Below are 26,553 nucleotides of genomic sequence, written 5' to 3'. Positions count from 1 at the left end.
AGACCAAGCCCGCCCCTGTCACCTCCGGTCAGGCAGCCCGTTGTCCTGTGCGGCACGGGTGTGACGGGACCGCACTGCCGATGACGCGGAGGCGGGTCGGGGGCGGCCTGCTGGGACGCCCGTCATGAGGCACCCTCCTCGCGGTAGCGCAGGAGCAGCATGGCGGCGTCGTCCTGGAGGGGGCCGCGTACGTGGTCCACAAGGCTTTGGCGAACGGCCGCCAGCGCGGTGTCGGCATCGGCGTCCCTCAGGAGCGCGGCGCACTCGGTGAGGGGGTAGAAGGCTCCTTGTTCGTTGCGTGCCTCGGTGACGCCGTCCGTGTAGAAGAGGACCTGATCGCCGGGGCCGAAGGGGTGCACCTGCGGTTGGGGCGGTGCGGTGCCGTGTACCCCGAGGCCGAGGGGCAGTGCGCGTGCGAGCGGCTCCAGCAGACGAGCCTTGCCGTCGGCCCGGACCGCAAGTGGCGCGGGGTGCCCGTAATTGAGCAGGGTCACGGCTGACTCGTCGCCGATCTCCGCCATGATCGCGGTGACGAACTTCTCGGACGGCAGTTGACGGTCCAGTGCCCGTTCCACACGCTCGCCGACCGCCTGGAGGTCCGGTTCGTCGTACGCCGCCTCGCGGAAAGCGCCGAGCACCACCGCCGCGGTCTCCACCGCTTCCAGCCCCTTGCCCTGTACATCGCCGACGATCACTCGTACACCCACTGGTGACGTCACGACCTCGTACAGGTCGCCTCCGATCCTGGCGTCGGCGACCGCGGAGGTGTACGAGAGCGCGATCCGCAGCTTTCCGGCGGCCAGCGGCACCGGCCGCAGCAGCACACGCTGGGCCGCCTCGGCGATCGAGCGCACACTGGCCAGCTCCGCTTCTCGCGCCTGTCGCATCCGTACGGCCACGAGGCCGGCTGCGGTGACCCCGACCACCGAGAACATCGCGGTGTACCCGCGGCGGTCACCGAGCAGCCCGTTGTACTGGCCGAGTGCGGCGCAGAGCAGCAGCGCCAGCGCCCCGATCAGCACGGTGCGCCGCCACCCGCCCACCAGGCCGGCGAACGCGGGGCCCAGGGACACCAGCGGCAGGTAGCCGACCTCCGGGCCGGCCGACGTGTCCACGGCCGCGACGACCGCCATGACGGCGTAGGGCAGTACGGACAACACACCGCGGAAGGGCGAGGTCGGCCTGAATCTCTGCGGCTTGTTCACGGATTCCTCTCCCGTGAGGAATCGCCCGGCGCCCCACGACGAACATCACCCGTCACGTTAGACACGCCGCGTCTTCGCCTCACCGCACCCCCCACCGCCGTTATGGATCCGCAGTGATCTCCTGCCCGGAACGTCACTCGACCCTCAGCGGTACTGAGGAGGCGGGCGGACCGGATAGGAGCGCATCACCGCGGTGTAGGAGATGGCCAGGAAGCAGAAGACCGACCCGATGTACTTGACGACCTGCCGCGAGAAGGGGGTCTCCTCGATTCCGCGCGGTCGCACGATGCCCATCGGGTCGTAGACCACGGAGATCTGATCTCCCGGGGTGGTTGCCGAGGTGCATCCGCGCCAGATCCAGACCGGAGCGTACGAGCCCGGAACCTCGTTGACTGAGCAGTACTGCGTCGTCTTCCCCGGCCGGTCTGCCGCAGGTGCCACCGCGGCCACTTCCGCGGAGAGCTGAACGCCACGGTTGTCCAGCACGAGCTGTCCCGCCAGCTGGGGCGTCAGTGCAGCCACCGGGATACCGACTGTCGCCACCGCGATCACGAACAGCCGGCCGACCCTGATGACCAGCAAGGAGAGGGCGAAGGCCAGCACCAGTACGATGCCCGCCGACCCGTCTCGGAACGGCTCGGCCCGGCTGTACGCGCTCACCGCGCCGAGACCCACCAGGGCGACGGTCGCGACGAACACGAACACCGCGCTCTGTATCCGCAGCCAGTGAGGCGGACGGCCGGAGAACGGGGCGGGCCCCACCAGCATGTCCCGAAGACGCCCGGGGGAGCCCTGGGCCCTCCCGCGGAATGCGGGGCCCAGGGAGTCGCTGACGTGCCGCTCAGCCATGCTCCACCCCTCCATCACATTCTTTGCACTATGCAAAACTTGTCAAGGGTGTGCTCGCGAGGGCCTGCCGGGGTAGAAGTGGTTCATGGCCGAGCCCGCAGACCTGCTCGCGGACGCGGACGACATCGACGCCGTAACGCGCGCGGTCCTCACCGCCTCGCGTGTGCTCGTCGCCGTCGCCGCCCGGTCACTGGCGGCCGTCGAGGGGACCGTCACCCTGGCGCAGTTCCGGATGCTCGTGGTGCTGTCGACGCACGGCTCGGTCAAGCTGGTCGCGCTCGCCCAGCAATTGGGGGTCAATCCGTCGACCGCGATGCGCATGGTGGACAGGCTCATCACTGCCGGACTCATCTCGCGGCAGGTCAACCCCAGCGATCGCCGGGAGACCGTACTGCGATTGACTCCGGCGGGACTGCGCATTGTTGACGAGGTCACGGCGCGGCGGCGTGATGAGATCGCCGCGGTCGTCGAGCGGATGGCTCCACAACAGCGCGAAGCGCTGGTCGCAGCCCTCACCGCTTTCACCGACGCCGGCGGCGAGCGGGACGCGGAAACCCCCACACCGCCGCCCTACCCTCTGGGGTGGGCCGAACCCGCCCCTCCGCGCAGACCTGGCTGCGGACGTTGACCCGGCAGAAGATCGCGTGGGCGGACCTTCGGCCCGGCGGCCAGACCTTGACCGCCGACACCGAGCAACGCAGCTATGCCACTGGCGAGGCAGACGGCGGCACCCGCCTCCACCTCACGGTGGACACTGCCCTCACGCCCGACCCGCCCGGCCCGCCCGCGCCGCGTCACTCATCATCCATACGCTGACGAGCTGTAGAACACCCGTACGTACCCTGCTTCACGAGGGCGCAGGACATCCGTAGGGAAGAAGGTCCCGGTCCCGTTCCCGGCGAAGCAGCCGATGCGGGCCTGTGGTACCGGAGGCGCAGTTCTCTCCTCGGCTATGGACCCGCGTCGTCGGTGGTGTTGCGCTGGTAGATGTCCGGGATGCCGTCGTGGTCGGCGTCGGTGTTCTCCTCCTCGTACAGGCGCCGGTAGACACGGTTACGCCGGCGCAGCAGCACCGTGGCCAGCAGTGCGGCGAGGACGGACCCTACGAGGACGGCCGCTTTGACCTCCTCGCCCAGTGCGGAGCCGGAGAAGGCGAGATCGCCGATGAGCAGCGAGACGGTGAACCCGATGCCGCCCAGCGCCGCGAGCGCCAGGACGTCGGCCCAGGCGAGGTTCGGGTTGAGCTGGGCGCGGGTGAAGCGGGCGGCGAGATACGTGCCGATGAAGATCCCCAGGGTCTTGCCCAGAACCAGCCCCAGGACCACGCCCAGGGCCTCCGGCCGAGTGAAGACCTCCCCCAGGGCGGTGGGGGACACGCTGATCCCGGCGGCGAAGAGGGCGAAGAGCGGCACGGCGACGGTGGCGGAGAAGGGATGCAGCAGGTGTCCGGTGCGCTCGCCGGGCGAGGACTTCTCGCCTTCGTCACGTGTGGCGCGCAGGATCAGGCCCATCGCCACGCCGGCGACGGTGGCGTGGATTCCGCCGTTGTACATCAGCGCCCAGGTCACCGCGCCCAGCGGCACGTACCACCACCAGCCCGTTACCCGCAGCCGCTGCAGCAGGTAGAAGACGGCGAGTCCGGCAATGGCTCCTGCCAGGGCGGGAAGGTTGAGGTCGGACGTGTAGAACAAGGCGATCACGAGGATGGCCCCGAGGTCGTCGACGACCGCCAGCGTCAGCAGGAAGGCCCGCAGGGCGGTCGGCAGATGCGTGCTGATCACCGCGAGGACGGCCAGGGCGAAGGCGATGTCGGTGGCCATCGGCACCGCCCACCCGACAAGGTCGCCGCCCCGGAAGGCCGCTGCGGTGACGTAGACGGCGGCCGGCACGGCCATGCCGCACAGCGCCGCCACGACCGGCAGCGCCGCCGTCGCGGGCGTGCGCAGTTCCCCGACGACCAGTTCCCGCTTCAGCTCGATGCCGGCGACCAGGAAGAACACCGCGAGCAGACCATCCGCGGTCCAGTGCTGCACCGACAGGTCCAGCCCCAGCCCGGAGACACCGAAGTGGAAGCCGCGGACCTCTTCGTAAACGTGGCTGAGCGGACTGTTGGCCCACACCAGTGCCACCAGCGCGGCGACCAGCAGCACCAGCCCACCGAGCGTCTCCGTACGAAGCGCCCGGGCGACCGCCTGCCGCTCGGGCCACGGCAGCACACCGAGGAACGAAGAACGGGAACGCGGCGTGTCGGCCACAGCGGCGTAACCTCCAGGGAGCCGATCACGGGCGCGTAGGCCCTCGGACCGCCGACCAGACTTCCCGGCACACCCTGCGCCCCGGCGCATTGCCAGCACCTTATCCCACATGCCCGAACACGCTGAGTCATCGGTGGCGGAGTTCGACTGCCGGTGGATACCCGGGCCCGGTCGTCCACAGGGACTGCTGCACGTTGCGACCCCACCCCGTCCGACCACACGCGTTACCGGCGGGTTCCTACGCTGGAAGCCGCCGCTTCCCGACGTCCTGGCGGCGCGTCCTCTCGTCGTGAGGACGATCGTCGCTCGATGGACGTTCAGACCCGGGGACGGGCCTCCTCTGCGGCCGACGATGGTGACCTTCATACCGCGTTGGGCCTACTTGGTTCCTACCGCGGCCAGTGCGGTGGCGGAAGAGCACTCCAGGACAGGTGCGAGCCGGTGGGTACACGCGTGGCTGGTGAGACTCAACGCGCGCGGTGGCAGGAGTACGCAGTGACGTTTTCGGATGTGGTCTATCTCTGCCTGGGCATCGGGGCGCTCGCGGCGGCCGTGCTGCCTCGGGTTGTTTCCAAGCGGCCGTTCTCCCTGCCGATGATCTTCCTGGCCGCAGGCGTGCTCATCCAGTTGCTGCCGCTGCCCGTGCCGGCGGTGGACCCCGTACAGGACCGCCTGTGGGTCGAGCACACCACCGAGGTGTGTGTGATCGTGTCGCTGATGGGTGCGGGGCTCGCCATTGACCGGCCCTTTGGCCTTCGAAGGTGGTCCAGTACCTGGCGGTTGCTGGGCGTCACGATGCCGCTGACGGTGGCGGCCGTCGCTGTGCTGGCCTGGGGTCTGCTGGATTGGCCGCCCGCCGTCGCCCTGCTGCTGGGCGCTGTGCTCGCGCCCACCGATCCGGTGCTGGCCGGGGAGGTGCGGGTGGGGGAGCCGCTGGGCACCGAGCATGAGGAGGCCGATGCGCAGTTCGCTCTCACCAGTGAGGCGGGGCTGAACGACGGCCTCGCCTTTCCGTTCGTCTATGCGGCCATTGCTCTCGCTGCGGCGGCGGGCACCGGCTGGTCGACGGAGTGGATCGGACGTTGGGCCCTGACGGACGTGCTGGGCAAGTGTGCCGTCGGGCTGGTCGTGGGTGCGGCCGTCGGCTGGTTGCTGGGATGGATGTTCTTCCGTGCGAAGCCGCCGGTGCTGCGGCTGTCCGAGCACATGGAGGGCTTCGTGGCGCTGGGGGCCACCTTTTTGTCCTACGGGATCGCCGAGGTGCTCCACGGCTATGGATTCCTGTCCGTCTTCGTCACCGCTTGCGCTGTCCGTGCCGCCGAGCGCAGCCACGGCTACCACAACGTTCTGCATGAGTTCACTGAGCAGATCGAGCGGTTGCTCACCGCTATTCTGCTGTTTCTGCTCGGCGGATACCTCGCCACCGGCGCCTTGTCTGCCCTGACCCTGAAAGGGGCGGCCGTCGGTGTCCTGGTGCTACTGGTCGTCCGGCCTCTCACCGGGTGGCTGGCTCAGGTGAAGAGCCCAATGGGGCGACCGGAGCGCGTTGTCGTAGCGTCGTTCGGTATCCGCGGGATCGGCTCGCTTTTCTACCTGTCCTATGCGCTGGGGCAGAATCCCTTCAGCGGGCTGGAGCGCGAACTGTGGGCCGTGGTGACCTTCACCGTAGTGGGATCGGTGGCACTGCACGGCGCCATGGCGGCACCGGCGATCAGCCGTATGGAACGCAGAAGCCAACATGCCGAGCCCGGCACTCGCCCGTAGACACGCCCTGACCTACCTGGCCGGACTCCACCTCGCCACCGATTTCATATGCTCAAAGCCGTGACCTTTCAAGCACTGTCTGGGTGGTATCGGCTGAGAGAATTGCTTGCACGGCTGATTGACGGGTGTCCGATGCCCGCCGCATGCCGATCAGGAACGGTCGGCCCCGTACCTGCGCACGCGCTCGGCCAGCGGGACGGGCGTCTCGTCCACACCTGTGACGGACCCGCTTGCCATTCGTGCGCACACACCCTGGCAGGCCAGCAGCTGCTTGTCGTCGCGATGGGAGACCACGCGCGCGTTCGCAGCCGCGGCGTGACGGTAGTCGGTGCCGCAGATCACACAGGCCAGTCCCCAGTTCATCTCGGCGGTGGGTGCTGAACGGCCGCTAGGACGGCCGGAGATCGCGTCCTGGGAGTACATGCTCCGCACAACCGTCCTCTTGATCGGTCCCGGGGGCCTGACGGAAGGTGCGCCGACGGCCTCGTCGTTCGCCGAGGGCGACGCTGGAGGGATGGCTGCGTCTAAGACGCGCTCGGTACGACAACAGTACCCCGGTCTCACCGTGCGCGGACGCATCGAATATGCCGCGACACCGGCTACTGCTGCGGTCCGTGAAGTGGCCGCCCTCCGCCGCGGCGAACTGCTCGCGTGTTCCGTAGAAGAGGGCTGCAACTAAGCTCGGGGAGTGGGGGTAGAGGGGTGGCAGGCTGTGGATCTGCGCCAGCTTCGCTATTTCGTGACGCCCTCCGAGGAGTTGCACTTCGGCCGGGCCGCGCCCCGTGAGTACACCGTGCAGTCGGCGCTCAGCCAGCAGGTGCAGCGTCTGGAGCGAGCCGTGGGGGTGCGGCTGGTGGCGCGGAGTTCCTGCGCCGCTGCGTCGTTGCCCGGCTCCCGGAGCACGACACCGAACGCCTCGTGCTGATCGCCGAGAAGCACTTCCGCCACTCCGCTGGCCGGTTCCTGAACGCCGACCGGGAGCAGGCGGGCGTGCTGGCGGAGGAGCTGAACAACGCCGAGAGGAGGCGAGGAAGCGCGCCCTGAGGGTGCCCAGCACAGCGGAGTACCTGGATGCGCTCCGCGCCAGCCGAAGCCTGCGCATGGCACACCGAGCTGCCTGACCGATCCAGTGGGGCGGCATCCGCAGAACGGATGCCGCCCCACACGCGCGTTCTCACGCATATCCCAAGGACGGAGCGACCTGTGGACGAGGAACCGACGCGAGCAAACGCCCTGACGGGACATCCTCCATCTACTTCGGCGCAGACGGGTACTGGCACGGTCGGGTCACCGTTGGCGTACGAGACGGCGGCAAACCCGCCCGCCGGCACGTGATGGGCAAGAACGCAGCAGAGGTCATCAAGAAGGTCCGCGACCTGGAGAAGCAGCGTGACGCGGGGCAGGTTCCGCAAGCCCGGCAAGCCGTGGACGGTGGCCGGGTGGCTGCGGCACTGGGTGGACGAGATCGCCAAACCGTCCGTCCGCGAGAGCACGTACAGCGGGTACGAGGAGATCGAACCCTACGAGGTGGAGGACGTGCACCGGCTACTCGCAGAAGCCCTTGAAGCTCCGACGTGGATCTGACGAACGGACTCCTAGGTGTGCGCAAGAACCGGCTGGTGCCCAAGTACAAGCATGGCTGCGGTGGTGACCGTGGCAGGAAGCCCGGGTATTGCCCGCAGCGGCAGCGTCGGAACGAGGACACAGCCAACACGAAGTCGCGCGCCGGCCGCCGTGTCATCGGACTTCCCGAGGAACTGGTGGAGCTCTTCAAGCTGCACCACGAGGAACAGGCGCGGGAGCGTGCCCTGGCGGGGTCGATGTGGAAGGAGAGCGGATGCGTCTCCACCTCCCCGACAGGGGACCCGCTGGTGCCCAGCACGACCACGACGCCTGGAAGCAACTGCTCACCGATGCCGGAGTGTGTGATGGACGCTTGCACGACGCCCGACACACCGCCACGGTCCTGCTGATCCTGGGAATGCCGGAACGGGTCGTGGTGCAGATCATGGGCTGGTCGTCGACCGCGATGGCGGCCCGCTACCAGCACGTCACCGGCGGCATCCTCGGGGACGTGGCCAAGCGCGTCGGCGGGCTTGTCTGGGACGTGGCGCAGGGCACGGACGAAGTGGGCAGGGGGAGCCCGAAACGCCCCGTTGAGACTACTGATGGGACTACGAACCACGACGAACCCCCCGGCGGCATGCCGCGGGGGGTTCGTTTCGCCTGGTCGGGCGGGGTGCGGAGGATACGAGATTCGAACTCGTGAGGGTGTGAACCCAACACGCTTTCCAAGCGTGCGCCCTAGGCCTCTAGGCGAATCCTCCGCGGGCAACCCTACAAGACGGGGCGGGGTGGTCGCGAACTCGTTCGCAGGGGGTGGGATCGGTTAAGGTGGGCTAGCCCCTCACGCGGCGCTATCTCGCTGAACTCCCCCAGGGCCGGAAGGCAGCAAGGGTAGGTGGGCTCTGGCGGGTGCGTGGGGGGCGCCTCTTTGTGCGGGTGGGGGTGGGTGTTCCCCGGGGTGGGCGCCGTTGTCGGTCGTCACCGATATCGTCGTAGTCGTGTCGCAGCTCGCTCTCTATCGCCGCTACCGACCCGAGACCTTCGGTGAGGTCATCGGGCAGGACCACGTGACCGGCCCGTTGCAGCAGGCGCTGCGGAACGGGCGGGTCAATCACGCGTATCTGTTCAGCGGGCCACGCGGCTGTGGGAAGACCACCAGCGCGCGCATCCTTGCGCGCTGTCTCAACTGCGAGCGCGGGCCGACGCCGGAGCCGTGCGGGGAGTGCCGGTCGTGCCTGGACCTCGCGCGGAACGGGCCGGGGTCGATCGACGTCATCGAGATCGACGCCGCGTCGCACGGCGGTGTGGACGACGCGCGTGAGCTGCGCGAAAAGGCGTTCTTCGGGCCGGCCGCCAGCCGGTACAAGATCTACATCATCGACGAGGCGCACATGGTCACCTCCGCGGGGTTCAACGCCCTGCTGAAGGTGGTCGAGGAGCCGCCCGAGCACCTGAAGTTCATCTTCGCCACGACCGAGCCCGAGAAGGTCATCGGGACCATCCGGTCCCGGACGCACCACTATCCCTTCCGCCTCGTCCCGCCCGGCACCCTGCGCGACTACCTCGCCGACGTCTGCCGCGTCGAGTCGATCCCCGTCGAGGACCCGGTGCTGCCCCTTGTCGTACGGGCCGGGGCCGGCTCCGTGCGGGACTCGATGTCCGTCATGGACCAACTGCTCGCCGGCGCCGGTGAGCAGGGTGTGACGTACACCATGGCCACCGCCCTTCTCGGGTATACGGACGACGCTCTGCTCGACTCCGTCGTCGACGCCTTCGCGGCGGGCGACGGGTCGGCGGCGTTCGCCGTCGTGGAGCAGGTGATCGAGGGCGGGCACGATCCGCGGCGGTTCGTCACGGACCTCCTGGAGCGGCTGCGGGACCTCGTGATCCTCGCCGCCGTGCCCGACGCCGGCGACAAGGGGCTCATCGACGTTCCCACGGACGTGCTGGAACGGATGCGGCACCAGGCCGACACCTTCGGTGCCGCCGAGCTGAGCCGCGCCGCCGACATCGTCAACGAGGGGCTGACCGAGATGCGCGGCGCCACCGCGCCGCGGCTCCAGCTTGAGCTGATCTGCGCGCGCGTGCTGCTCCCCGGTGCGTACGGGGACGAGCGCTCGGTCATGGCCCGCCTCGACCGCCTGGAGCGCAACGCCGCCTCAGGGCCGCCCACCATGGGGTACGTGCCCGGGCCTGACGCCCACCAGCCCCCCGCCGGAGGTGTCGACGTCGGGGACGGGGTCAGCGGTGGTGGTCCTGTCGGCGGTGGCGGGGCCGGGGCTGCTCGTGCGGCTCTCGCCGCCGAGCGGGAGGGTCCGGTTGCGCCCGGGGGCGCGTCTGGTGCCGGTGGGGCTGTTGCCGAGTCCGGTGGGGGCGAGGTCGGCGGGGACGGGTCTGGCGTTGCCGAGTCCGGGGGTTCCCAGGGTGGCGGGGCTGCCGCGGCTGTTTCTTCGCCGGCTCCGGTTTCCGGTGGTGACGGGGGCGTCCGTCGGCCCGGGGCCTGGCCCGGGGGCGGGGGTGGGGGCGTAGCGCCTGCGGCGGGGGCCGCGCCTGGCTCGGGGTCTTCGCCTGCGGCCGCCGGAGCTGCTCCTGCGGCGGCATCTGCACCTGCGGCTGCGTCCGCGCCCGCCGCTGCCGGTGGCGGCGGTGTTGCCGCTGCTACGGCCGGGGGGGTGCCCGCGCAGCAGGGGGGTGGCGTTGCGGGCGCCGCTTCCGTGCGGCAGATGTGGCCCGACATCCTTGAGGCCGTCAAGCACCGGCGGCGCTTCACCTGGATTCTGCTGAGCCAGAACGCCCAGGTCACCGGGTTCGACGGGGGGACTCTCCAGCTCGGTTTCGCCAATGTCGGCGCGCGGGACAGCTTCGTCAACGGCGGCAGTGACGAGGTGCTGCGCGAGGCGCTGGCGGACCGGTTCGACGTGCAGTGGAAGGTCGAGGCCATCGTGGACCCGACCGGCGGTGCCGGCGGCGGTCCCGCGGCCGGGCCCGGTGGCGGTGGGGGTCCGGGCGGTGGCAGCGGCGGCGGGCCGGGCGGTTCCGGGGCCGGCGGCGGTGGTGGCGGGTTCGGCGGGGGCGCCGGGTTGCGGCAGTCCGTACAGACTCCGCCCGCGCCCTCCGTACCGGCGCCCGCTCCTCCCCGGCAGCCCCGGCCCGCGGCAGGCTCCGGCGGCCCGCCCCCCGACCCCGGGCCGCCGCCCGATCCCGGCCCGCCTCCGCCGCCGCTGGAGGAGGACATCCCCGACGACGACGACCCCGACCTCGTCGACACCGCCCTCTCCGGCCACGACCTCATCGTCCGCGAGCTGGGCGCCACCGTCATAGAGGAGATCCGCCACGACTGAGGCGGTCCGCCCGGCCCCGTACTCCGGAAGTATGACGACGGCGGGAGGTGCGCCGACTCCCCGCGGGGCAGGCCCGAAAGAGCGCGTCCTCCCTGCGATGGACGGCAGCGCGGCGGCAGAGAACGTAGGCTCGCCTCGACCGGCCCGACACACGACCGACGACCTCGTAGACGACTCGTAGACGACGTAGACACAGCGCGACAAGGAGCGAGCGACGTGATGCCTGGTGGTGGCCAGCCCGACATGCAGCAGTTGTTGCAGCAGGCCCAGAAGATGCAGCAGGAGCTCGCCTCCGTCCAGCAGGAGCTGGCCGAGACGCCGGTCGAGGGGAGCGCGGGAGGCGGCCTCGTGAAGGCCACGGTCACCGGCTCCGGCGAGCTGACCGGTCTGGTTATCGATCCGCGCGCCGTCGACCCGGAGGACACCGAGACGCTTGCCGACCTCGTCGTGGCCGCCGTGCGGGACGCGAACAACGCCGCGCAGCAGTTGCAGCAGGAGCGGCTCGGGCCGCTCGCGCAGGGGCTCGGCGGGATGCCGGGGCTGCCCTTCTGACCCCTCCCGGAGATCCCCGAGGGTCCCGGAGGGTCCCGCGGGGCACCCTCCGGTGAGGTCGTTCTCGGCCGTCCGGATCTGCCGGGTTCCGGAACCGGTCGCCACCCCCGAGGCGGGTTGAACCCGGCGGTAGCGGCTAGCTTGGTGCAGGAGAGCGGACACGAGAGAGGCATTGCGTGTACGAAGGCGTGGTCCAGGAGCTGATCGACGAATTGGGCAGGCTGCCCGGCGTCGGTCCCAAGAGCGCGCAGCGCATCGCCTTCCACATCCTCCAGGCCGAGCCCGCCGACGTCCGCCGGCTGGCGCATGCGCTGACCGAAGTGAAGGAGAAGGTCCGGTTCTGTGCGGTCTGCGGGAACGTCGCGCAGGAGGAGCACTGCCGGATCTGCGCCGACCCGCGGCGCGACCCCGCCATCCTGTGCGTCGTCGAGGAGCCGAAGGACGTCGTGGCCGTCGAGCGGACCCGTGAGTTCCGCGGGCGGTACCACGTGCTCGGCGGCGCGATCAGCCCCATCGAGGGCGTCGGCCCGGACGACCTGCGGATTCGGGAGCTGCTCGCCCGGCTCGCGGACGGCGCCGTCACGGAGCTGATCCTCGCCACCGACCCCAACCTCGAGGGCGAGGCCACGGCCACGTACCTGGCCCGTATGGTCAAGGCCATGGGGCTGAAGGTGACCCGGCTGGCCAGCGGTCTGCCCGTGGGGGGCGATCTGGAGTACGCGGACGAGGTCACCCTCGGCCGTGCCTTCGAAGGCAGGCGGTTGCTCGATGTCTGAAACGGAACATGCCCGCCGGCTGGATCCCGGCGCAGCGCCCAGCAGCCCGGCAGGCCGCCGCACGCGGCCGGGTGGTGCGCGGGGCGCCGACAGAGGAGGTCTGCTCGATGTCTGACGCCACCTTGCACCAGGCGACGCAGGACCCGGACAGCTTCGCGGTCCAGATCGCCGACTCGATCGAGAGCTTCATCGTCGCGGTCACCGAGGTCGCGAAGGGCGACGAGCCGAACAGCGCGGTGCCCTTCCTGCTGCTGGAGGTCTCGCAGTTGCTGCTGGCCGGCGGCCGTCTCGGCGCGCACGAGGACTTCGTGCCGGACGAGCGGTACGAGCCGGACACCGGCCCCGAGCCGGACGTCGACGAGCTGCGCGAGCGGTTCGCCGAGCTGCTGGACCCGGTGGACGTGTACTCCGAGGTCTTCGACCCGTACGTGCCGCAGAGCACGCCCGTCGCCAGCCGGATCTCCGACGACATGGCCGACGTGATCACCGACCTGCGGCACGGCCTCGCGCACTACGCCGCGGGGCGGGTCAACGAGGCGCTGTGGTGGTGGCAGTTCTCGTACCTGTCCAACTGGGGCCCGACCGCGAGCGCCTGCCTGCGCGCGCTCCAGTCGCTGGTGGCGCACGTGCGGCTGGACACGCCCCTGGGGGAGCTGGACGGGCTCGACACCGACAGCGACGCCGCGGTGGACGACGGGCGGCTGGAGGAGGAGGCGGGCCGCGTGATGGCGGCGGAGATCGCGGAGCCGCTGGGGCTGCGGCGCACCTGAGTCGGGCGGGCGGTCCGCAGCGGGGCATCCGGAGCGGTGCGCCGAGGCGGGGCGCCGGGGCGAGGTGCCGGAGCGGGGCGGGCGCGGCGCGGGGCGTACGGTGCCTGGCGCACGGGGTGCGTACCCGCGTGGGGCGCGCGGAAGGGTGCGTACGCCGGGCGTACACGTCGAGTAGGTGACCGGATTCAGCGCCTCCGGATGTGAGCTGCCTTACGTTTCCGTGTGCCCGCGGTGGTCCCGGGCAGGTTCGTCTCCGAGTCGGCCCGCCCAGTGCGTATGCGCCGGCTCGCTAGACTGAGCCGACCGAAACACCATTGCGAGGAGCGCACGTGGGCCTTGTCGTGCAGAAGTACGGCGGCTCTTCCGTCGCCGACGCCGAGGGCATCAAGCGCGTCGCCAAGCGGATCGTGGAGACCAAGAAGGCCGGCCATCAGGTCGTCGTCGTGGTGTCCGCGATGGGCGACACGACGGACGAGCTGATCGATCTCGCCGAGCAGGTCTCACCGATCCCGACCGGCCGCGAACTCGACATGCTGCTCACCGCGGGCGAGCGGATCTCCATGGCGCTGCTGGCGATGGCGATCAAGAAACTGGGTCACGAGGCGCTGTCGTTCACCGGCAGCCAGGCGGGTGTGATCACCGACGCCGTGCACAACAAGGCGCGGATCATCGACGTCACGCCCGGCCGGATCCAGGAGGCGGTGGACAAGGGCGCCATCGCGATCGTCGCGGGCTTCCAGGGTGTTTCACAGGACAGCAAGGACATCACGACGCTCGGCCGCGGCGGCTCGGACACCACGGCGGTGGCGCTGGCGGTGGCGCTGGAGGCGGAGGTCTGCGAGATCTACACCGACGTGGACGGCGTGTTCACCGCCGATCCGCGGGTGGTGAAGAAGGCTCGTAAGATCGACCGGATCCCGTACGAGGACATGCTCGAACTGGCCACCAGCGGCTCGAAGGTCCTGCTGCACCGCTGCGTCGAATACGCCCGCCGGTACAACATGCCCATTCACGTCCGCTCCTCGTTCTCGGGGCATGCGGGCACCTGGGTAGGCAATATCTCCGAGGGAGCAGAAGGCATGGAGCACGCGATCATCTCCGGAGTCGCGCACGACGTCTCCGAGGCGAAGATCACGGTGGTCGGGGTCCCGGACAAGCCGGGCGAGGCCGCCGCCATCTTCCGCGCGATTGCGGACGCCGAGATCAACATCGACATGGTGGTGCAGAACGTCTCGGCCGCCGCCACCGGCCTGACCGACATCTCCTTCACCCTGCCCAAGACCGACGGCCACCGCGCGATGGAGCTGCTCACCAAGGCGCAGCCGTCGATCGGCTTCGAGTCGCTGCGCTACGACGACCAGGTCGGCAAGATCTCCCTCGTCGGCGCCGGCATGCGCTCGCACCCGGGCGTCACGGCCACGTTCTTCGAGGCGCTGTCCAACGCCGGGGTCAACATCGAGCTGATCTCCACCTCCGAGATCCGCATCTCGGTGGTGACCCGCGAGGACGTCGTCATGGACGCGGTACGGGCCGTGCACACGGCTTTCGGCCTCGACAGCGAGAGCGACGAGGCGGTCGTCTATGGCGGCACGGGCCGCTGAGCCAGTCGTAATCGATCCGTTGGTCCATACCGCTTGCGCCGAACGGCCTTGCCATCCGACGATTTCGGTTCGCGCCGTCTGCAACCGCGGCGGCGCCGCGAAGCGTCTCTGTCCCTGCCCGCAGTGGCCGGCCGCACGGGTAGCGAGGGAGTGGGCATGGCAGTACGCGCGGTAACAGCAACGGCGTCGCCGCCGTGCGCGTACAACCTTGACGGGGGTCGGCGTGTCAAACAGGCGTGGCAGAGGCACTCAGCATTGCGACCCTTCCGGCCGGCCCCGCGCTGCGGCCCGGTGGTACCCCCGCGTCCCGGGGGCTGCCGGTGATCGCGCCGTGGTCGGCGCGGCCCGCCGTGAAGAAGTCCGCGGCGGACGCTGACGACGCCATGGCCGAGGGCACCAGCGTCGACCACCTCACCGAGACGTACCAGACCCACTACCGGTCGCTGCTCGGGCTCGCCGCGCTGCTGCTCGACGACCTCGCCTCGTGCGAGGACGTGGTGCAGGAGGCGTTCATCCGCGTGCACTCGGCGCGCAAGCGGGTCAAGGACCCGGACAAGACCCTCGCCTACCTCCGGCAGACGGTCGTCAACCTGTCACGTTCCGCGCTCCGTCGGCGCATCACCGGGCTGAAGCTGCTCTCCAAGCCCATGCCCGACATGGCCAGCGCGGAAGAGGGTGCGTACGAACAGTTGGAGCGCGACCAATTGATCCAGGCGATGCGCGGGCTCCAGCGCCGGCAGCGCGAGGTCCTCGTGCTGCGTTACTTCGCGGACATGACCGAGGCGCAGGTCGCCGAGGCGCTGGGCATCTCGCTCGGCTCCGTCAAGGCGTACGGCTCCCGGGGCATCGCCGCACTGCGAACAGCCATGGGAGCGCCGGCATGAGCGAGCGTTTCTACGGATCGGGGCCCCCGTGGGAGCGGGGTTCCGAGGGAACCGGCGGGTCGGGATCGGGGCTGGGCTCCTCGGCCGGTCTCGGGTCCGGTGTCGGTGCCGGTCTTGAGCCCGGGGCCGGGCTCGGACGGGTGTCGGTGGCGCGGGACGCGCGCGGGTCAGTGGATGTAGCGGATACGGCGGATACGGCTCAGATGCCGGCAGCCGGTTCGGACGAGGCGACGGCGCCCGTGCCCCAGGCGGCGGCGGGGCCGGATGACGGGGCGAAGGTGCAGAGCGCGTCGGGTACGTCGAAGGGGTCCGGTGCGGACTCCGAGGAGCCGGGCGGTGTGACGGGCGGTTCGGCTGGGTCGGGCGGTGCCGGCGAGGCCGCCGGTTCTGCGGCTGCGGACGGTTCCGGTGTTCCGGACGGTCCGGGTGGTCCCGACCGTTCCGGTGGCGTGGACGGTCCCGGTGGGGCCGGCACGCCGCGCTGGCCCGGCGGTCACGGGCACGGCGGCGGTGGCGGCGGTGACGACGAGGGCGGCGAGGACGAGCTGCGGCTGCTGCTGCACTCCGCGGTCGACGGCCTGGAGCCGGCGCCCGGCACGCTCCAGTACCTCCAGCGGGCGGTGCCCGCGCGGCGTACGCGGCGCCGCCAGTTGGTCGCGGTCGCCGCGGTCGCGGTGGTCGCGGTGGCGGTCTCGGTGCCGGCGCTGATGAACGTCGCCGGCTCGACCAGCGAGAAGAACCCGCGCCACGACATCGCCAACAGCCAGTTGCCCGGCGCCGGGCAGCAGGGCGGGGGCGGTGCCGTGGAGGGCAGCGACTCCGACGCCACGGCCGGCAGCACGGAGCCGGACGACAAGGAACAGAAGACCGAGAGCCCCGGGCACGAGGAGAGCACCTCCGACCCGACCGGCGGCTCCGAGGGCACGGCCGCCGCGGAGCCGTGTGCGCCGGCGCAGATCAGCGAGCCGGTCGCGGCGAGCGGCACACCGGACGAGGCGGGCCGGGTCACCGGATCCTTCACCGTCACCAACGTCTCCACCACGGCCTGCGTGGTCGAGTCGTCCGGCGGCGTGCAGGTGGGCGGCACGTTCGGTGCGGCGAGCGCGAGCGCGGTCGACACCCGTACGCACACCGTCGGCGACGCCGCCACGGACCTGCTGCCGTCGCCGGCGTCGGCCGGCGCGCTGGTGCTCGCGCCCAGCGAGTCGTACGTGGTGGAGTTCGCCTGGGTGCCGGAGACGACCAGCGACGGCGGCTGCACCACCACCGCCACGACGCCGACCCCGAACCCCAGCGGCGAGACCCAGTCGGCGCCGGACGAGACGCAGTCCGAGACGGACCAGGGGACCGAGACCGGCGGCGACACCGGCGGCACCGGCGATACGGGCGACGGCGACGGCACGACCGACGGCTCCGTCACCCTGACCCACTCGCCGGAGGCCGACTCCTCCGCCGTGGCCAGCGTCACGGTCCAGAACGCCTGCGCGGGCACCGTCTACTACACGGAACCGCTCCCCAGCGCCTGACCCGCCCGCGGACCCGCCCCCGCGATCGCGCCTCCGCGCGATCCCGCCCCCTGGGCGGGAGGCCGCCGGGGGAGGCCGTACCGTGGAGGCGTGTACCGGTTCCTGCTGACGCCCCGGTGGTGGGTCGTCAACGTCCTCGCCGCACTCGCCATCCCGGTCTGCCTGGTGATGGGTAGCTGGCAGATGAGCCGCTTCGAGACGCGCGTGGACACCCACCAGGAGCAGCAGGAGCAGCGGGACCGCGCCGCCGACGGCGTCGCCGGCCGGCCGATGGGCGACCTGCTGCCCGTGACCCAGGAGACGACCGGCGAAGCGGCGACCGTCACCGGGCGGTACGGCTCCCAACTCCTCGTCCCCGACCGCACCCTCGACGGCGAGACCGGCTTCTACGTGCTGACCCTCCTGCGCACCGACGCCCCCGTGGGGGACGACGGCGACGCCCGAACCCGTACCTCCGTCCCCGTCCTGCGCGGCTGGCTGCCCGGCGAGGCGGACCCGGCGAAGGCCCCCGAGCCGCCCGCCGGCGAGGTCACCGTCACCGGCGCGCTCCAGGCGTCCGAGCACCGGGGCTCCCCCGGCGTGCACGCCGAGGGCGGGCTGCCGCGCGGCCAGGTCGGCATGATCAGCGCCGCGGCGCTGGTCAACGTCGTGGACGAGCAGGTCTCCACGGCCTGGATCACCCTCTTCGAGGCGGACGGCGGGATGCGGCCCGTCCCCGCCGAGGTCCCGCAGGGCAGCGGGCTCGACCTCAAGGCGTTCCAGAACCTCGGCTACACGGCCCAGTGGTTCGTCTTCGCCGGCTTCGTGATCTTCATGTGGTACCGGCTCTTCCGCCGCGAGGCGGAGGTCGCGCGCGACGCGGCCCTGGGCCTCACCTCCCCCGATCCTGCCGAGAGCGGTGCCGGGGACCCGGCTCGGGATCCGGCCGAGACGGCTGCGGAGCCAGGTCCGGAAGCAGATGACGGCGAACGAAGTCCAGCTCCAGCCGCAACTGCTTGATCCGCTCGTCCACGACCAGCGAGCCGTGCCCCGCGTCGTAGCGGTACACCTCGTGCGGGTGCCCTCGGTCCGCCAGCCGTCCGACGTAGTTCTCCACCTGGCGGATCGGGCACCGCGGATCGTTGACCCCCGCGGAGACGAACACCGGCGCCCGCACCTGGTCCACGTACGTCAGCGGTGAGGACGCGGCGTAGCGCTCCGGGACGTCCTCCGGCGAACCGCCCATCAGCGTGCGGTCCATCGACTTCAGGGCCTCCATCTCGTCCTCGTACGCCGCCAGGTAGTCCGCGACGGGCACCGCCGACAGGCCCAGCGCCCAGGCGTCCGGCTGGGTGCCCAGGGCGAGGAGCGCCAGATACCCGCCCCACGAACCGCCGCCGACGACCAGCCGCTCCGGGTCCGCCAGGCCGGAGGCGACCGCCCACTCCCGCACCGCCGCGATGTCCTCCAGCTCGATGAGGCCCACCCGGTGCTTGAGCGCGTCGGTCCACTCCCGGCCGTAGCCGGTGGAGCCGCGGTAGTTGACCCGGACCACGGCGAAGCCGTGGTCGACCCAGGCCGCCGGGCCGGCGGCGAAGGCGTCGCTGTCCTGCCACGTGGGGCCGCCGTGCACGTCGAACAGGCAGGGGAAGGGGCCCTCGCCCGCCGGCCGCTGCACCAGCGCGTGGATCCGCCCGCCGGGGCCGTCGACCCAGGTGTCCTCCACCGGCACGGAGCGCGGCGCCGCGGGTCCCGGCGGCTGGAGCACCACGGCCCCGTCGGCGGCCCGCACCTGCGGCGGCTCCGCGCCCGACGACCAGTGGAACTCCACCGTGCCGTCCGGCCGCGCCGTCGCCCCCGAGATCGTCCCCGGCGGGGTCTCCACCCGGGTCAGCGCGCCGGAGTCGGCGCCCCGGAGCCCGTACCGCCACAGCTCGCTGCGCGCCTGGTACGTGTGCAGCACGAGCAGCGCGCTGCCGTCCGGATACCACTCCGCCGACACGTCCCCCGGCAGGTCCAGCTCAAGGTCCCGGGTCTCCCCGGTGACCGGGTCCCAGATCATCGGCTCCCACCGGCCGCGCCGCTGGTGCCCGACGAGCAGCCGCGGGTCGCCCGGCACCGGCGCGAATCCCAGCACCTCCAGGCCCAGTTCCTCGCGGCCGCCCTTGGTGTCGTCCAGCTCGGCGACCACCGGGTCCCCGGCGGGGGCGCCGCCGAGCCGCAGCACGCGCAGGGCGGCGTGCATCGCGTCGCCGTGCTCGGTGTGCTCGATGGCGAGCAGCCTGCCGTCGTGCGAGAGGTCGCCGACGCCGGCGGACTCCCGGTGCCGGTAGATCTCGCTGGGCTCGCCGCCGGGCCGGACGAGGTGGATCGTCGTGCCCGCCTCCTCCGTGGACCGGCCGACCACCGCCGTGCCGTCCCGCCCCAGCGCCAGGCCCGCCGAGTACGCCGCAGGCAGCCCCGGCGCCGCGGCCCGGTCCTGTCCCGGGGCGGCGCCCGCGAACGGCTGCCGCCGCCACACGCCGAACTCGTCCCCGTCGGTGTCGCAGAACCACCACACCCACTCGCCGTCCGGCGTCAGCGCGCCGTCCGTCGTGCCGTTCGGCCGGTCGGTGACCTGGCGGATGCCGCCCGTGCGGCGGTCCCAGGCGTACAGCTCGAACGTGCCGGTCACGTTCGACACGTACAGCGCGCGATGCGGCGCGTCCTCCGCCCATCCGGGCAGGCTGATCCGCGGCGCCCGGAACCGCTGCTCCCACGCCGGGACCGCCCCCGCCGGCCCGTCGGCGCCGTCGCCTGCGCCGTGCCCGCCTGTTCCGGCCCTGTCCGTCCCCTGCCCGCTCGTCCCGCGCCCGCCTGTCCCGTCCCCGCCGTGTCCGTAGCCCTCGCCGCCGACGCTCGCGTCGTCACCGGCACGTACCGCCTTGCCCCCGTCGATCTCGCTCATGCCGACATTCTGCGTCCTAGCCGCGGCCCGGCGGAGTCCGCACCGCCAACCTGTGGATTACTGCACAGTTGTGGATAAACTCCCGCCGCGCGGCGGGACGCGACCCCACGGCCCCCGGCCGCGCAGCCGTGGCCGCCCTACGGCCGAACGCCCGACACCGCGTACTCGAACAGGGCCTTGTTGCTGTTCCGCTTGCGGATGACCTCCACCTCGACCCCCGTGAAGCCCACCTCGCGGAGCAGGGCCGCGTACCACTCCTGCGCCGGCACCTGGTTCCCGTAGAAGGTGGAGTTGCCGATCACGTAGACCGCCCGCCCGCCGCCGCGCACGTTCTTGTACGCCGCCCGGAAGTGCGCCCACATGTCGTGCACGTACTTGCCCACGTAGTTCGCCAGCAGCGGCCCGTTCCGCCCGCCGTCCCTGCGGATCGCCGCCTGCGCCCCGGCCAGTTCGCCCGCCACCGGCTCCGGCACCCCCTCGGCGTCCGGCCCCGGCGGGCGCCAGGCCCGTACGCGCGAGGTGGCCGCGCCCCAGGTGCCGCCGATGGCCTGCCAGTCCAGCCGGCCCGCGTCCTCCGCCCGCCGCAGGTGCCGCATCCAGTACATGTACGGGCGCAGCTCGCGGATGTACGACATCCGGTTCACGTACGGCGGTGAGGTCAGCAGCAGGTCGCAGGGGGTGAGCCGGCCGGCGGCGGGCTGCATGTCGCGGGAGTCGCCGTACAGGACGCGCGCGGTGCCGGGCAGCGGCGTCGCGGCGTTCGCGAGCGTGGTGCCGGCCTCGCGGCGGAACGTCTCCAGCACGGTCCGCGCGGCGTCGAGGTCGAGCGGCTGGAGAGCACCGCTCCCCGCGCCTTCCTGTTCCTCCTTGAACGACATGCTCTGGTGGTTGAACGCCGCGTTGCTCGACGCGATCAGCGTCCGGCAGAACGCCACGTCCAGCAGGTCCCGACCGCCCGGCGGCAGCCCGCCGGCCGCGACGTCCAGCGCCCGGCGCACCGCCTTCAGCGCGTCCAGCGCGCTCCGCGCCCACCAGCGCCCGATGTTGTGCAGCTCCGGCTGCCACAGCTCCCCGGACGCCGGCAGCAGCTCCTCGGCGCGGTGCACCAGCGGCGCGAGTGCCCGCCGGGTCTCGCGCAGGTGGTCCGGTTCGTACGCGGCCGTCTTCATCTTCCCCAGCCAGATCAGGAAGGGGTTCACGTCCAGCGACTGCCCGGTCAGCCCGTGCTCGGCGGCGGCGAGCGGGGTGGTGCCGGTGCCGGAGAAGGGGTCGGTGACGACGGAGCCGGGCGGCATCTCGGCGGCGTAGCGGCGCACGAGGCTCACCGAGTAGGCGGGGGTCAGCCGGAGCCACCCGTGGCGGCCGGCGCCCGCGTTGGCGCGGTAGGTGAGGTGTGCGTTCTGACGTGTGTCCGACCGCATGCTCTCGCTCTCGCCGATGGGGGTGGGGGGTGTCGTGGATCGTAGTGCGCCGCGGCCGGTCACCCGGCGCGAACGGGCAAGTCTCGTCGTACGGAGCGAAGGCATCCGGCCGTACGACGCGCCCGTACGCGCCGCCGCCGACCCCTCGCCCCACGCGCGGGAGACGCCTGTCGCCTTCTGTCGGTGTTTCCCGTGAAACCTACGCCGCGCCCCCGATCTCGGCCGCGCCCCGACGCCTTTGTCACCGCTCCGATCTCCCCTTACGGGCTCGCAAGCGCTTGTCGGCGCATGTCCCATCTGCTTGACTCCGGCTGCCAGTGCCCCATCGCACGGGGGAGGACCCCATGGAGTTCACCCGCAGACGCCTGCTGTCCACCCTGCCCGCCGCCGGCCTGCTCGCGGTCCTCCCGGCCCGCCCCGCCGGCGCCGCCCCGGAGAGTGCCCGCGCCGCGGACCCCGCCCTCCTCCTCGCCAACACCCGCGCCGTCTTCGCCGGCACCCCCGAGACCAACGCCCGCCCCGAGGCCGCCGCGAAGATCGCCGCCCTCCACGGCACCGCCCGCGCCAACCTCGCCGCGATGGCCGACACCGGCACCGCCACCGGCGAGCTGTTCGCCGGCGTCCCCCTCGGCACCAGCGACGTCAACCTCGCCACCTCGTACCGCATGCTCTACGAGATCGCCCTCGCCACCCGCGCCCCCGGCGGCGACCTCCACGACGACGCCGCCGCCCAGCAGCGCGCCGTCGACGGCCTGGTGTGGCTGCACGAGCGCTACTACGGCGACCAGGCCCAGGGCTACTACGGCAACTGGCACAACTGGGAGATCGCCATCTCCACCCACGTCGGCAAGACCTTCGCGCTCCTCGCCGACGTCCCCGGCGCCGTCCCCGCCGGGCTGCTCACCACGTACGTCGCCTCCATGGACGCGTACCTCCGCAACGGCAAGGACGGCGACGTCGACCTCGACTCCCGCTTCCACACCGGAGCCAACCTCGCCGACATCACCACCAACCGCATCATCCAGGGCGCCCTGCTCGACGCCGCCGGGGAGCCCGGCGGCCAGGCCCGGGTCGCCAAGGCCCTTGAAGACCAGCTCACCGTGTTCGCCACCATCGACCCGTACGACATCCGCCACGGCAACACCGACGGCTACTACGCGGACGGCTCGTTCATCCAGCACCACTCGGTCGCCTACACCGGCTCGTACGGCAAGGGGCTGCTCACGCGCGTCGTCCAGACGCTGAAGATCCTCGACGGCACGGGCTTCGCGAACACCGACGCGCTCGTGCCCGTCGTGCAGCGGTGGGTGCGCGACGGCTTCGCGCCGCTGATCTTCGAGGGCTGGATGATGGAGATCGTCAAGGGCCGCGCCGTCGTCCGTACGACCTCCGGTTACACGGACGTCGCCGTCGTCGTCGAGGCCGTCGTCGACCTCGCCGACTACGCGGCCGGTGCCGAGGCCGCCGCGCTCAAGAGCTACGTCAAGCACATCCGCGCCACCTCGCGTGCCGCGCTCGACCCCGTCGGGTTCGTCTCCCCCGTCAGCGTGGTGCGCTACGCCGACATCGTCGGCGACGACGCCGTCCCGCCCGCCGACCTCAACCCCGCCGCGCGCAGCGTCGCGTTCAACGCCATGGACAAGCACGTCCACCGCCGCCCCGGCTACGCCTTCGCGCTCGCGCGCAGCTCGGACCGCATCAGCAAGTACGAGTACATGAGCGGCGAGAACCTGATGCCCTGGTTCCAGGGCGACGGCGCGTACTACCTGTACCTCTCCGGCCAGGACCAGACGCGCGCGTACGGCGTGGACTACTACACCGTCGTCTCCCCCTACGGACTCGCCGGCGCCACCGCGCCCGTCGAGCGGCGGGGCACGGTGCCGGAGCTGTACGACGGCAGGCTCTGGTACGAAAACCCCGGCCACCCGCTGAACTTCACCTCGTCCTCCGAGTCGCAGAACAAGTACGTCTACTTCCCGCGCGGCACCAACCGGCACTCCGGCGGCGCCGTCCTCGGCGCGTACGGCACGTCCGCGATGGTGCAGTCCGACGACGTCGCCTACGCCGAGCGCGACGTCCTGCCGGCCGACTTCGTCGTCTACCGCAACGCGAGGGCCACCAAGTCGTGGTTCATGCTCGACGACGAGATCGTCGTCCTCGCCGCGGGCATCGGCGACCCCGCCGGTCGCGCAGTAACTACTGCCGTCGACGCGCGCACCGCGGACCCGTCCGCCGCCGTCACCGTCACCGGCGTGCGCCGCGACGGCCGCGCCTGGGAGGGCCCGGGCACGGCGGAGCTGCGCTGGCTGCGGTACGCCGACGCGGCGGAGGGCACCGCCGTCGGCTACGTCTTCCTGGACGCTCCGCGCGTGCGGGTCGGCCTGGAGGAGGTCACACGCAGCCGCCGCGTCGTACGGACCGGCAACCCCGACACGGCGGTGACGCGCACCGTGTTCAGCGCCGGCGTGCACCACGAGCCGCGGCGCGGGCCGGCGCGCCTGGCGTACGCGCTGGTGCCGCACGCCTCCGCCGAGCAGTTGGACACGTACCGCCGCCGCGGCCCGCTCACCGTGACCGCCAACTCCCCGCGCCTCCAGGCCGTCCGCCACTCCGGCCTCCGCCTGACCGCCGCCAACGCCTTCACCCCCGGCCGCCACGACACCGCCGGGCTGAGCATCGACGGACCGGCCTCGGTGCTCGTACGGACCGGGGACGACGGCCGCGTGGGGGTGGCCGTGGCGGACCCGACGATGGACCGCGACACGGTCACCGTGGTGCTGCGCGGGCGGCCCCTGCGGAAGGCCGCGGGGGACGACGGGGTCCGGGTGAGCCGGGTGCCGGGCGGGACGAAGCTGGTGGTGGACACGCATCACGCCTACGGCAGGAGCCTGACGGTGAGTCTGGAGAAGTAGGCGGGCAGCCGGGGCACTTCGTCCGGTTCGGGGTCATGTGCACGGGGGTCGGCGGGTCTACGCTGTGGTCAGGGGCTCGGGCCTGGGACGGCCGGCCGGACCGGGGGAGGACGAGTGTCCGAGTTGTTCTTACGTGGCCTGAGCCGGTGGCAGGCGGACACGCAGCGCGAGGCCGTGGCGGACGTCTACGTCGCGTCGTACAACGGCGCGGTCGGCGGGGCTGTGCCCGAGCGGGAGGGCTTCCTGCGGCGGCTTGAGGACCACGTGCAGCGGCCGGGCTTCGAGATGGTACTGGCCGGCGGCGACCGCCCGGTGGGCTGCGCGTACGGGTTCCGGGCCGACCGCTCCGGCGTGTGGTGGCCGGACTTCCCGGAGGGGCCGCCGCCGGCGCTGACGGAGGTCACCTCGTCCCCGCGGGCGTTCGTGGTGGCCGAGCTGATGGTGGTGCCGGACCAGCGCCGCCGGCACATCGCCACGCGGCTCCAGCAGCACCTGCTGGCACGCTGGGCCCCGTCCCCCGCGGTGGCGCTGCTCCCGCAGGACAACGCCCCGGCGGTGGCGGCGTACGTCACCTGGGGCTGGTCCAGGACCGGCAGCCTCCACCCGGTACCGCCGACGCCGCCGCTGGACCTCTGGACGCACAGATAAGTTGCCCGGCCCTGGTCGTCAAGGGCGCATCAGGCTTCAGGGCGGCGCGGGTCAGGGCGCGGATCGGGGTGCACGCCCCGGGCATAGCCTCGTCGGTCTCGCCGGTCTGGTGGGGTGCTCGCGCCCAACCTGTGGGTGCTCGTCGTCTCCCGGGTGCTGCTCGGTTTCGGCACCTCCGCCGCGTATCCCGCGTCGATGTCAGTACTGCGCACGGAGTCCGAGCGCACCGGTGCGAAAAGTCCGACCGGCATCCTGGCGATCCCGTCCGTCTCCAACCAGGTGATCGCGGTCATCGGGCCGGCCCTCGGCGGGCTGCTCATCGGTGCGGGCGGCTGGCACCTGATCTTCGGTATCAACGTGCCGCTGGCCGTCGCCTGTCTGTAGTTGCCCACCGCCGTGGCGGCGCTCGGTGTCACCGCGCTGACCGGGCGGCACGCGCAGGTACGGGGCAAGCTGGCGGCCGGGTCGCTGATCCAGGTCGCCGTCTGCGCCGCGCTGTTGCTGCTCACCCCGGACAGCCCCGTCTGGGCGCTGGTGCTGCTGGCCGCCGGATTCGGCCTCCCGCAGGGTTTGAACGGCCTGGCCAACCAGAACGCCTTGTACGCGCAGGCCGAGCCGGCCCGGATGGGTGCCTCGGCCGGGCTGCTCCGCACGTTCATGTACCTGGGGGGCGCTGCTCTCCTCCGCCGCGACGGCCGCGTTCTTCGCCTCCGGGGCCACCACCGCCGGACTGCACGAGCTGGCCTGGCTGATGACCGCGGTGGCCGTGCGGAACCTGGTCTTCAGCCTCACCGACCGCTCCCTGGCCCGGATCGGACGCGAGAGCAAGGAGTGAACCCGCGTCCCCGATATCACTCGGAAGTGGTGAATAAAGTGCGGATGGGGCAGAAGTGGCTACGCTCAGTCGCGTGCCGGGTACCCACGCCGCCGTGCTGCCGCGACTCTGCCGCGCCGTGATCGCTCTTCTCGCAGGGCTGGCGATCGTCGTGCTGGCCCCGGTGTTCGCGTGCGTGGACGCCGGTACGCCGCACCACGAGGGCGGCGGGAGCCTGCGGGGGAGCGCCTTTGCGGCGGCGGCGCCGGCACCGGTGGCGTACGCGGAGGCGGCACGGGGCCGCCCGGCGGGCCACGGCAGCGAGCGGGCGGGCCGACCGGCCGGCAGCCGGGTCGCCGGGCCCGTGGACGGTCCTATGGACGATCACCGCGACGCCCATCCCGATGCCCACCGCGATGTCCAACGCGACGCGCATCTCGATGCGCACCTCGACGTCCATCGCGACGCCCATCTCGACGACCACGCAAGTCACGCCGACTGCCGCGAGCTGTGCTGCGAGCCTTCCGCCGCCCTCCCCGACGCCGTCGTACGCGACGACTCCGCCGGCGCCGCCCTCCCCGCGCCGGCCCTCCCCGCCGCACCCGCCGCCACCGCGCCGCGAGCCGCCGGCAGCCGTACCGGGCCGCCCCCAGCCGACACCCGCCCGGCGCCCCGCCCCGGGACCGCCCTGCTCCGCCTGGTCTGCGTCAGCCGTACGTGACGGCCCCCGCGCGCCGCGGCGC

The 26,553-nt window shown here is 72.0% G+C and carries 24 protein-coding genes, 1 tRNA gene, 1 other RNA gene and 1 pseudogene; 20 read left to right on the top strand and 7 right to left on the bottom strand.

The window, feature by feature from the left end; genetic code table 11:
* Positions 1–122 precede the first annotated feature (122 nt).
* Together QBL21_RS33790 and QBL21_RS33785 are read right to left on the bottom strand one after the other, a co-directional pair.
* A complete protein-coding gene (locus QBL21_RS33790; RefSeq protein ID WP_407566653.1) occupies positions 123–1,133 on the bottom strand; it encodes a PP2C family protein-serine/threonine phosphatase in 1,011 nt (336 codons plus the stop codon).
* 216 nt (positions 1,134–1,349) lie between these two features.
* Positions 1,350–1,910, bottom strand: coding sequence for a hypothetical protein (locus QBL21_RS33785; protein WP_407566019.1), 561 nt, complete (start codon positions 1,908–1,910; stop codon positions 1,350–1,352).
* Between the two features lie 229 nt (positions 1,911–2,139).
* Between QBL21_RS33785 and QBL21_RS33780 the strand changes: the two genes are divergently transcribed.
* Complete coding sequence (locus QBL21_RS33780) at positions 2,140–2,682, top strand: MarR family winged helix-turn-helix transcriptional regulator (RefSeq protein WP_407566018.1); 543 nt, start codon at positions 2,140–2,142, stop codon at positions 2,680–2,682.
* A 322-nt stretch (positions 2,683–3,004) separates the two neighbouring features.
* Here the strand turns inward: QBL21_RS33780 and nhaA are convergent, their stop codons facing one another.
* Positions 3,005–4,309, bottom strand: a complete 1,305-nt coding sequence (gene nhaA / locus QBL21_RS33775; RefSeq protein ID WP_407566017.1) for a Na+/H+ antiporter NhaA — start codon at positions 4,307–4,309, stop codon at positions 3,005–3,007.
* Between the two features lie 495 nt (positions 4,310–4,804).
* Here nhaA and QBL21_RS33770 point away from each other — a divergent pair, with 495 nt between their 5' ends.
* On the top strand, positions 4,805–6,073 hold the full coding sequence (locus QBL21_RS33770) for a cation:proton antiporter (protein WP_407566016.1): 1,269 nt from the start codon (positions 4,805–4,807) through the stop codon (positions 6,071–6,073).
* 150 nt (positions 6,074–6,223) lie between these two features.
* On the opposite strand, the gene QBL21_RS33765 is transcribed toward QBL21_RS33770, so the two are convergent.
* Positions 6,224–6,496, bottom strand: a complete 273-nt coding sequence (locus tag QBL21_RS33765; protein WP_407566015.1) for a hypothetical protein — start codon at positions 6,494–6,496, stop codon at positions 6,224–6,226.
* A 289-nt stretch (positions 6,497–6,785) separates the two neighbouring features.
* Here QBL21_RS33765 and QBL21_RS33760 point away from each other — a divergent pair, with 289 nt between their 5' ends.
* From QBL21_RS33760 to QBL21_RS33745, 4 genes are all read left to right on the top strand, one after another.
* Positions 6,786–6,998, top strand: a complete 213-nt coding sequence (locus tag QBL21_RS33760) for a LysR family transcriptional regulator (protein WP_407566014.1) — start codon at positions 6,786–6,788, stop codon at positions 6,996–6,998.
* Positions 6,992–7,117 carry a hypothetical protein gene (locus tag QBL21_RS33755; protein WP_407566013.1) on the top strand — a complete coding sequence of 42 codons (126 nt, stop codon included), beginning with the start codon at positions 6,992–6,994 and terminating at the stop codon, positions 7,115–7,117. Before QBL21_RS33760 ends, QBL21_RS33755 begins: the two co-directional genes overlap by 7 nt.
* Positions 7,118–7,462: 345 nt before the next feature.
* Positions 7,463–7,657, top strand: a complete 195-nt coding sequence (locus QBL21_RS33750; RefSeq protein ID WP_407566012.1) for a hypothetical protein — start codon at positions 7,463–7,465, stop codon at positions 7,655–7,657.
* Positions 7,658–7,910: 253 nt separating this feature from the next.
* Positions 7,911–8,342: a tyrosine-type recombinase/integrase gene (locus tag QBL21_RS33745; RefSeq protein WP_407566011.1), complete on the top strand. Its 432-nt coding sequence runs from the start codon at positions 7,911–7,913 to the stop codon at positions 8,340–8,342.
* On the opposite strand, the gene QBL21_RS33740 is transcribed toward QBL21_RS33745, so the two are convergent.
* A tRNA-Ser gene (locus QBL21_RS33740) sits at positions 8,316–8,400 on the bottom strand. The genes QBL21_RS33745 and QBL21_RS33740 overlap by 27 nt on opposite strands.
* 72 nt (positions 8,401–8,472) lie before the next feature.
* Between QBL21_RS33740 and ffs the strand changes: the two genes are divergently transcribed.
* The 9 genes and pseudogenes from ffs to QBL21_RS33695 form a co-directional block, all read left to right on the top strand.
* An RNA gene (ffs, locus tag QBL21_RS33735) (signal recognition particle sRNA small type) lies at positions 8,473–8,567 on the top strand.
* Positions 8,568–8,637: 70 nt separating this feature from the next.
* On the top strand, positions 8,638–10,980 hold the full coding sequence (locus QBL21_RS33730) for a DNA polymerase III subunit gamma and tau (RefSeq protein ID WP_407566010.1): 2,343 nt from the start codon (positions 8,638–8,640) through the stop codon (positions 10,978–10,980).
* Positions 10,981–11,196: 216 nt separating this feature from the next.
* On the top strand, positions 11,197–11,532 hold the full coding sequence (locus tag QBL21_RS33725) for a YbaB/EbfC family nucleoid-associated protein (RefSeq protein WP_027741379.1): 336 nt from the start codon (positions 11,197–11,199) through the stop codon (positions 11,530–11,532).
* 176 nt (positions 11,533–11,708) lie between these two features.
* Positions 11,709–12,308 (top strand): recombination mediator RecR, encoded by a 600-nt coding sequence (gene recR / locus QBL21_RS33720; protein WP_407566009.1) that lies wholly within the window; start codon positions 11,709–11,711, stop codon positions 12,306–12,308.
* A 107-nt stretch (positions 12,309–12,415) separates the two neighbouring features.
* Positions 12,416–13,078, top strand: coding sequence for a DUF5063 domain-containing protein (locus QBL21_RS33715; RefSeq protein WP_407566008.1), 663 nt, complete (start codon positions 12,416–12,418; stop codon positions 13,076–13,078).
* Between the two features lie 329 nt (positions 13,079–13,407).
* Positions 13,408–14,679, top strand: a complete 1,272-nt coding sequence (locus QBL21_RS33710; protein WP_407566007.1) for an aspartate kinase — start codon at positions 13,408–13,410, stop codon at positions 14,677–14,679.
* 320 nt (positions 14,680–14,999) lie between these two features.
* Entirely contained in the window at positions 15,000–15,563 is a 564-nt protein-coding gene (locus tag QBL21_RS33705; RefSeq protein WP_407566652.1) for a SigE family RNA polymerase sigma factor, read from the top strand.
* Positions 15,564–16,012: 449 nt separating this feature from the next.
* Positions 16,013–17,089 carry a hypothetical protein gene (locus QBL21_RS33700; RefSeq protein WP_407566006.1) on the top strand — a complete coding sequence of 359 codons (1,077 nt, stop codon included), beginning with the start codon at positions 16,013–16,015 and terminating at the stop codon, positions 17,087–17,089.
* A gap of 90 nt (positions 17,090–17,179) precedes the next feature.
* Positions 17,180–17,875: pseudogene (locus tag QBL21_RS33695) on the top strand (SURF1 family protein); the annotation flags it as partial.
* Between the two features lie 85 nt (positions 17,876–17,960).
* Here the strand turns inward: QBL21_RS33695 and QBL21_RS33690 are convergent.
* Together QBL21_RS33690 and QBL21_RS33685 are read right to left on the bottom strand one after the other, a co-directional pair.
* Positions 17,961–20,015, bottom strand: coding sequence for a S9 family peptidase (locus tag QBL21_RS33690; protein WP_407566005.1), 2,055 nt, complete (start codon positions 20,013–20,015; stop codon positions 17,961–17,963).
* A gap of 137 nt (positions 20,016–20,152) precedes the next feature.
* Positions 20,153–21,436: a DNA methyltransferase gene (locus QBL21_RS33685; RefSeq protein ID WP_407566004.1), complete on the bottom strand. Its 1,284-nt coding sequence runs from the start codon at positions 21,434–21,436 to the stop codon at positions 20,153–20,155.
* A gap of 344 nt (positions 21,437–21,780) precedes the next feature.
* On the opposite strand from QBL21_RS33685, the gene QBL21_RS33680 reads away from it, so the two are divergent.
* The 5 genes from QBL21_RS33680 to QBL21_RS33660 all read left to right on the top strand — a co-directional run bounded on the left by QBL21_RS33680 (position 21,781) and on the right by QBL21_RS33660 (position 26,531).
* Positions 21,781–24,348 carry a polysaccharide lyase family 8 super-sandwich domain-containing protein gene (locus QBL21_RS33680; protein WP_407566003.1) on the top strand — a complete coding sequence of 856 codons (2,568 nt, stop codon included), beginning with the start codon at positions 21,781–21,783 and terminating at the stop codon, positions 24,346–24,348.
* A gap of 114 nt (positions 24,349–24,462) precedes the next feature.
* Positions 24,463–24,996: a GNAT family N-acetyltransferase gene (locus QBL21_RS33675; RefSeq protein WP_407566002.1), complete on the top strand. Its 534-nt coding sequence runs from the start codon at positions 24,463–24,465 to the stop codon at positions 24,994–24,996.
* Between the two features lie 114 nt (positions 24,997–25,110).
* Positions 25,111–25,380 carry an MFS transporter gene (locus QBL21_RS33670; protein WP_407566001.1) on the top strand — a complete coding sequence of 90 codons (270 nt, stop codon included), beginning with the start codon at positions 25,111–25,113 and terminating at the stop codon, positions 25,378–25,380.
* A 244-nt stretch (positions 25,381–25,624) separates the two neighbouring features.
* Positions 25,625–25,831 carry a hypothetical protein gene (locus tag QBL21_RS33665; RefSeq protein WP_407566000.1) on the top strand — a complete coding sequence of 69 codons (207 nt, stop codon included), beginning with the start codon at positions 25,625–25,627 and terminating at the stop codon, positions 25,829–25,831.
* 73 nt (positions 25,832–25,904) lie between these two features.
* Complete coding sequence (locus QBL21_RS33660) at positions 25,905–26,531, top strand: hypothetical protein (RefSeq protein WP_407565999.1); 627 nt, start codon at positions 25,905–25,907, stop codon at positions 26,529–26,531.
* Positions 26,532–26,553: the final 22 nt, after the last annotated feature.

Source organism: Streptomyces sp. 184, from assembly GCF_045781775.1.
Classification (GTDB): domain Bacteria; phylum Actinomycetota; class Actinomycetes; order Streptomycetales; family Streptomycetaceae; genus Streptomyces.
Note: the sequence above shows the minus strand (reverse complement) of the source record. Positions and strands in the feature narration are given on the sequence as shown.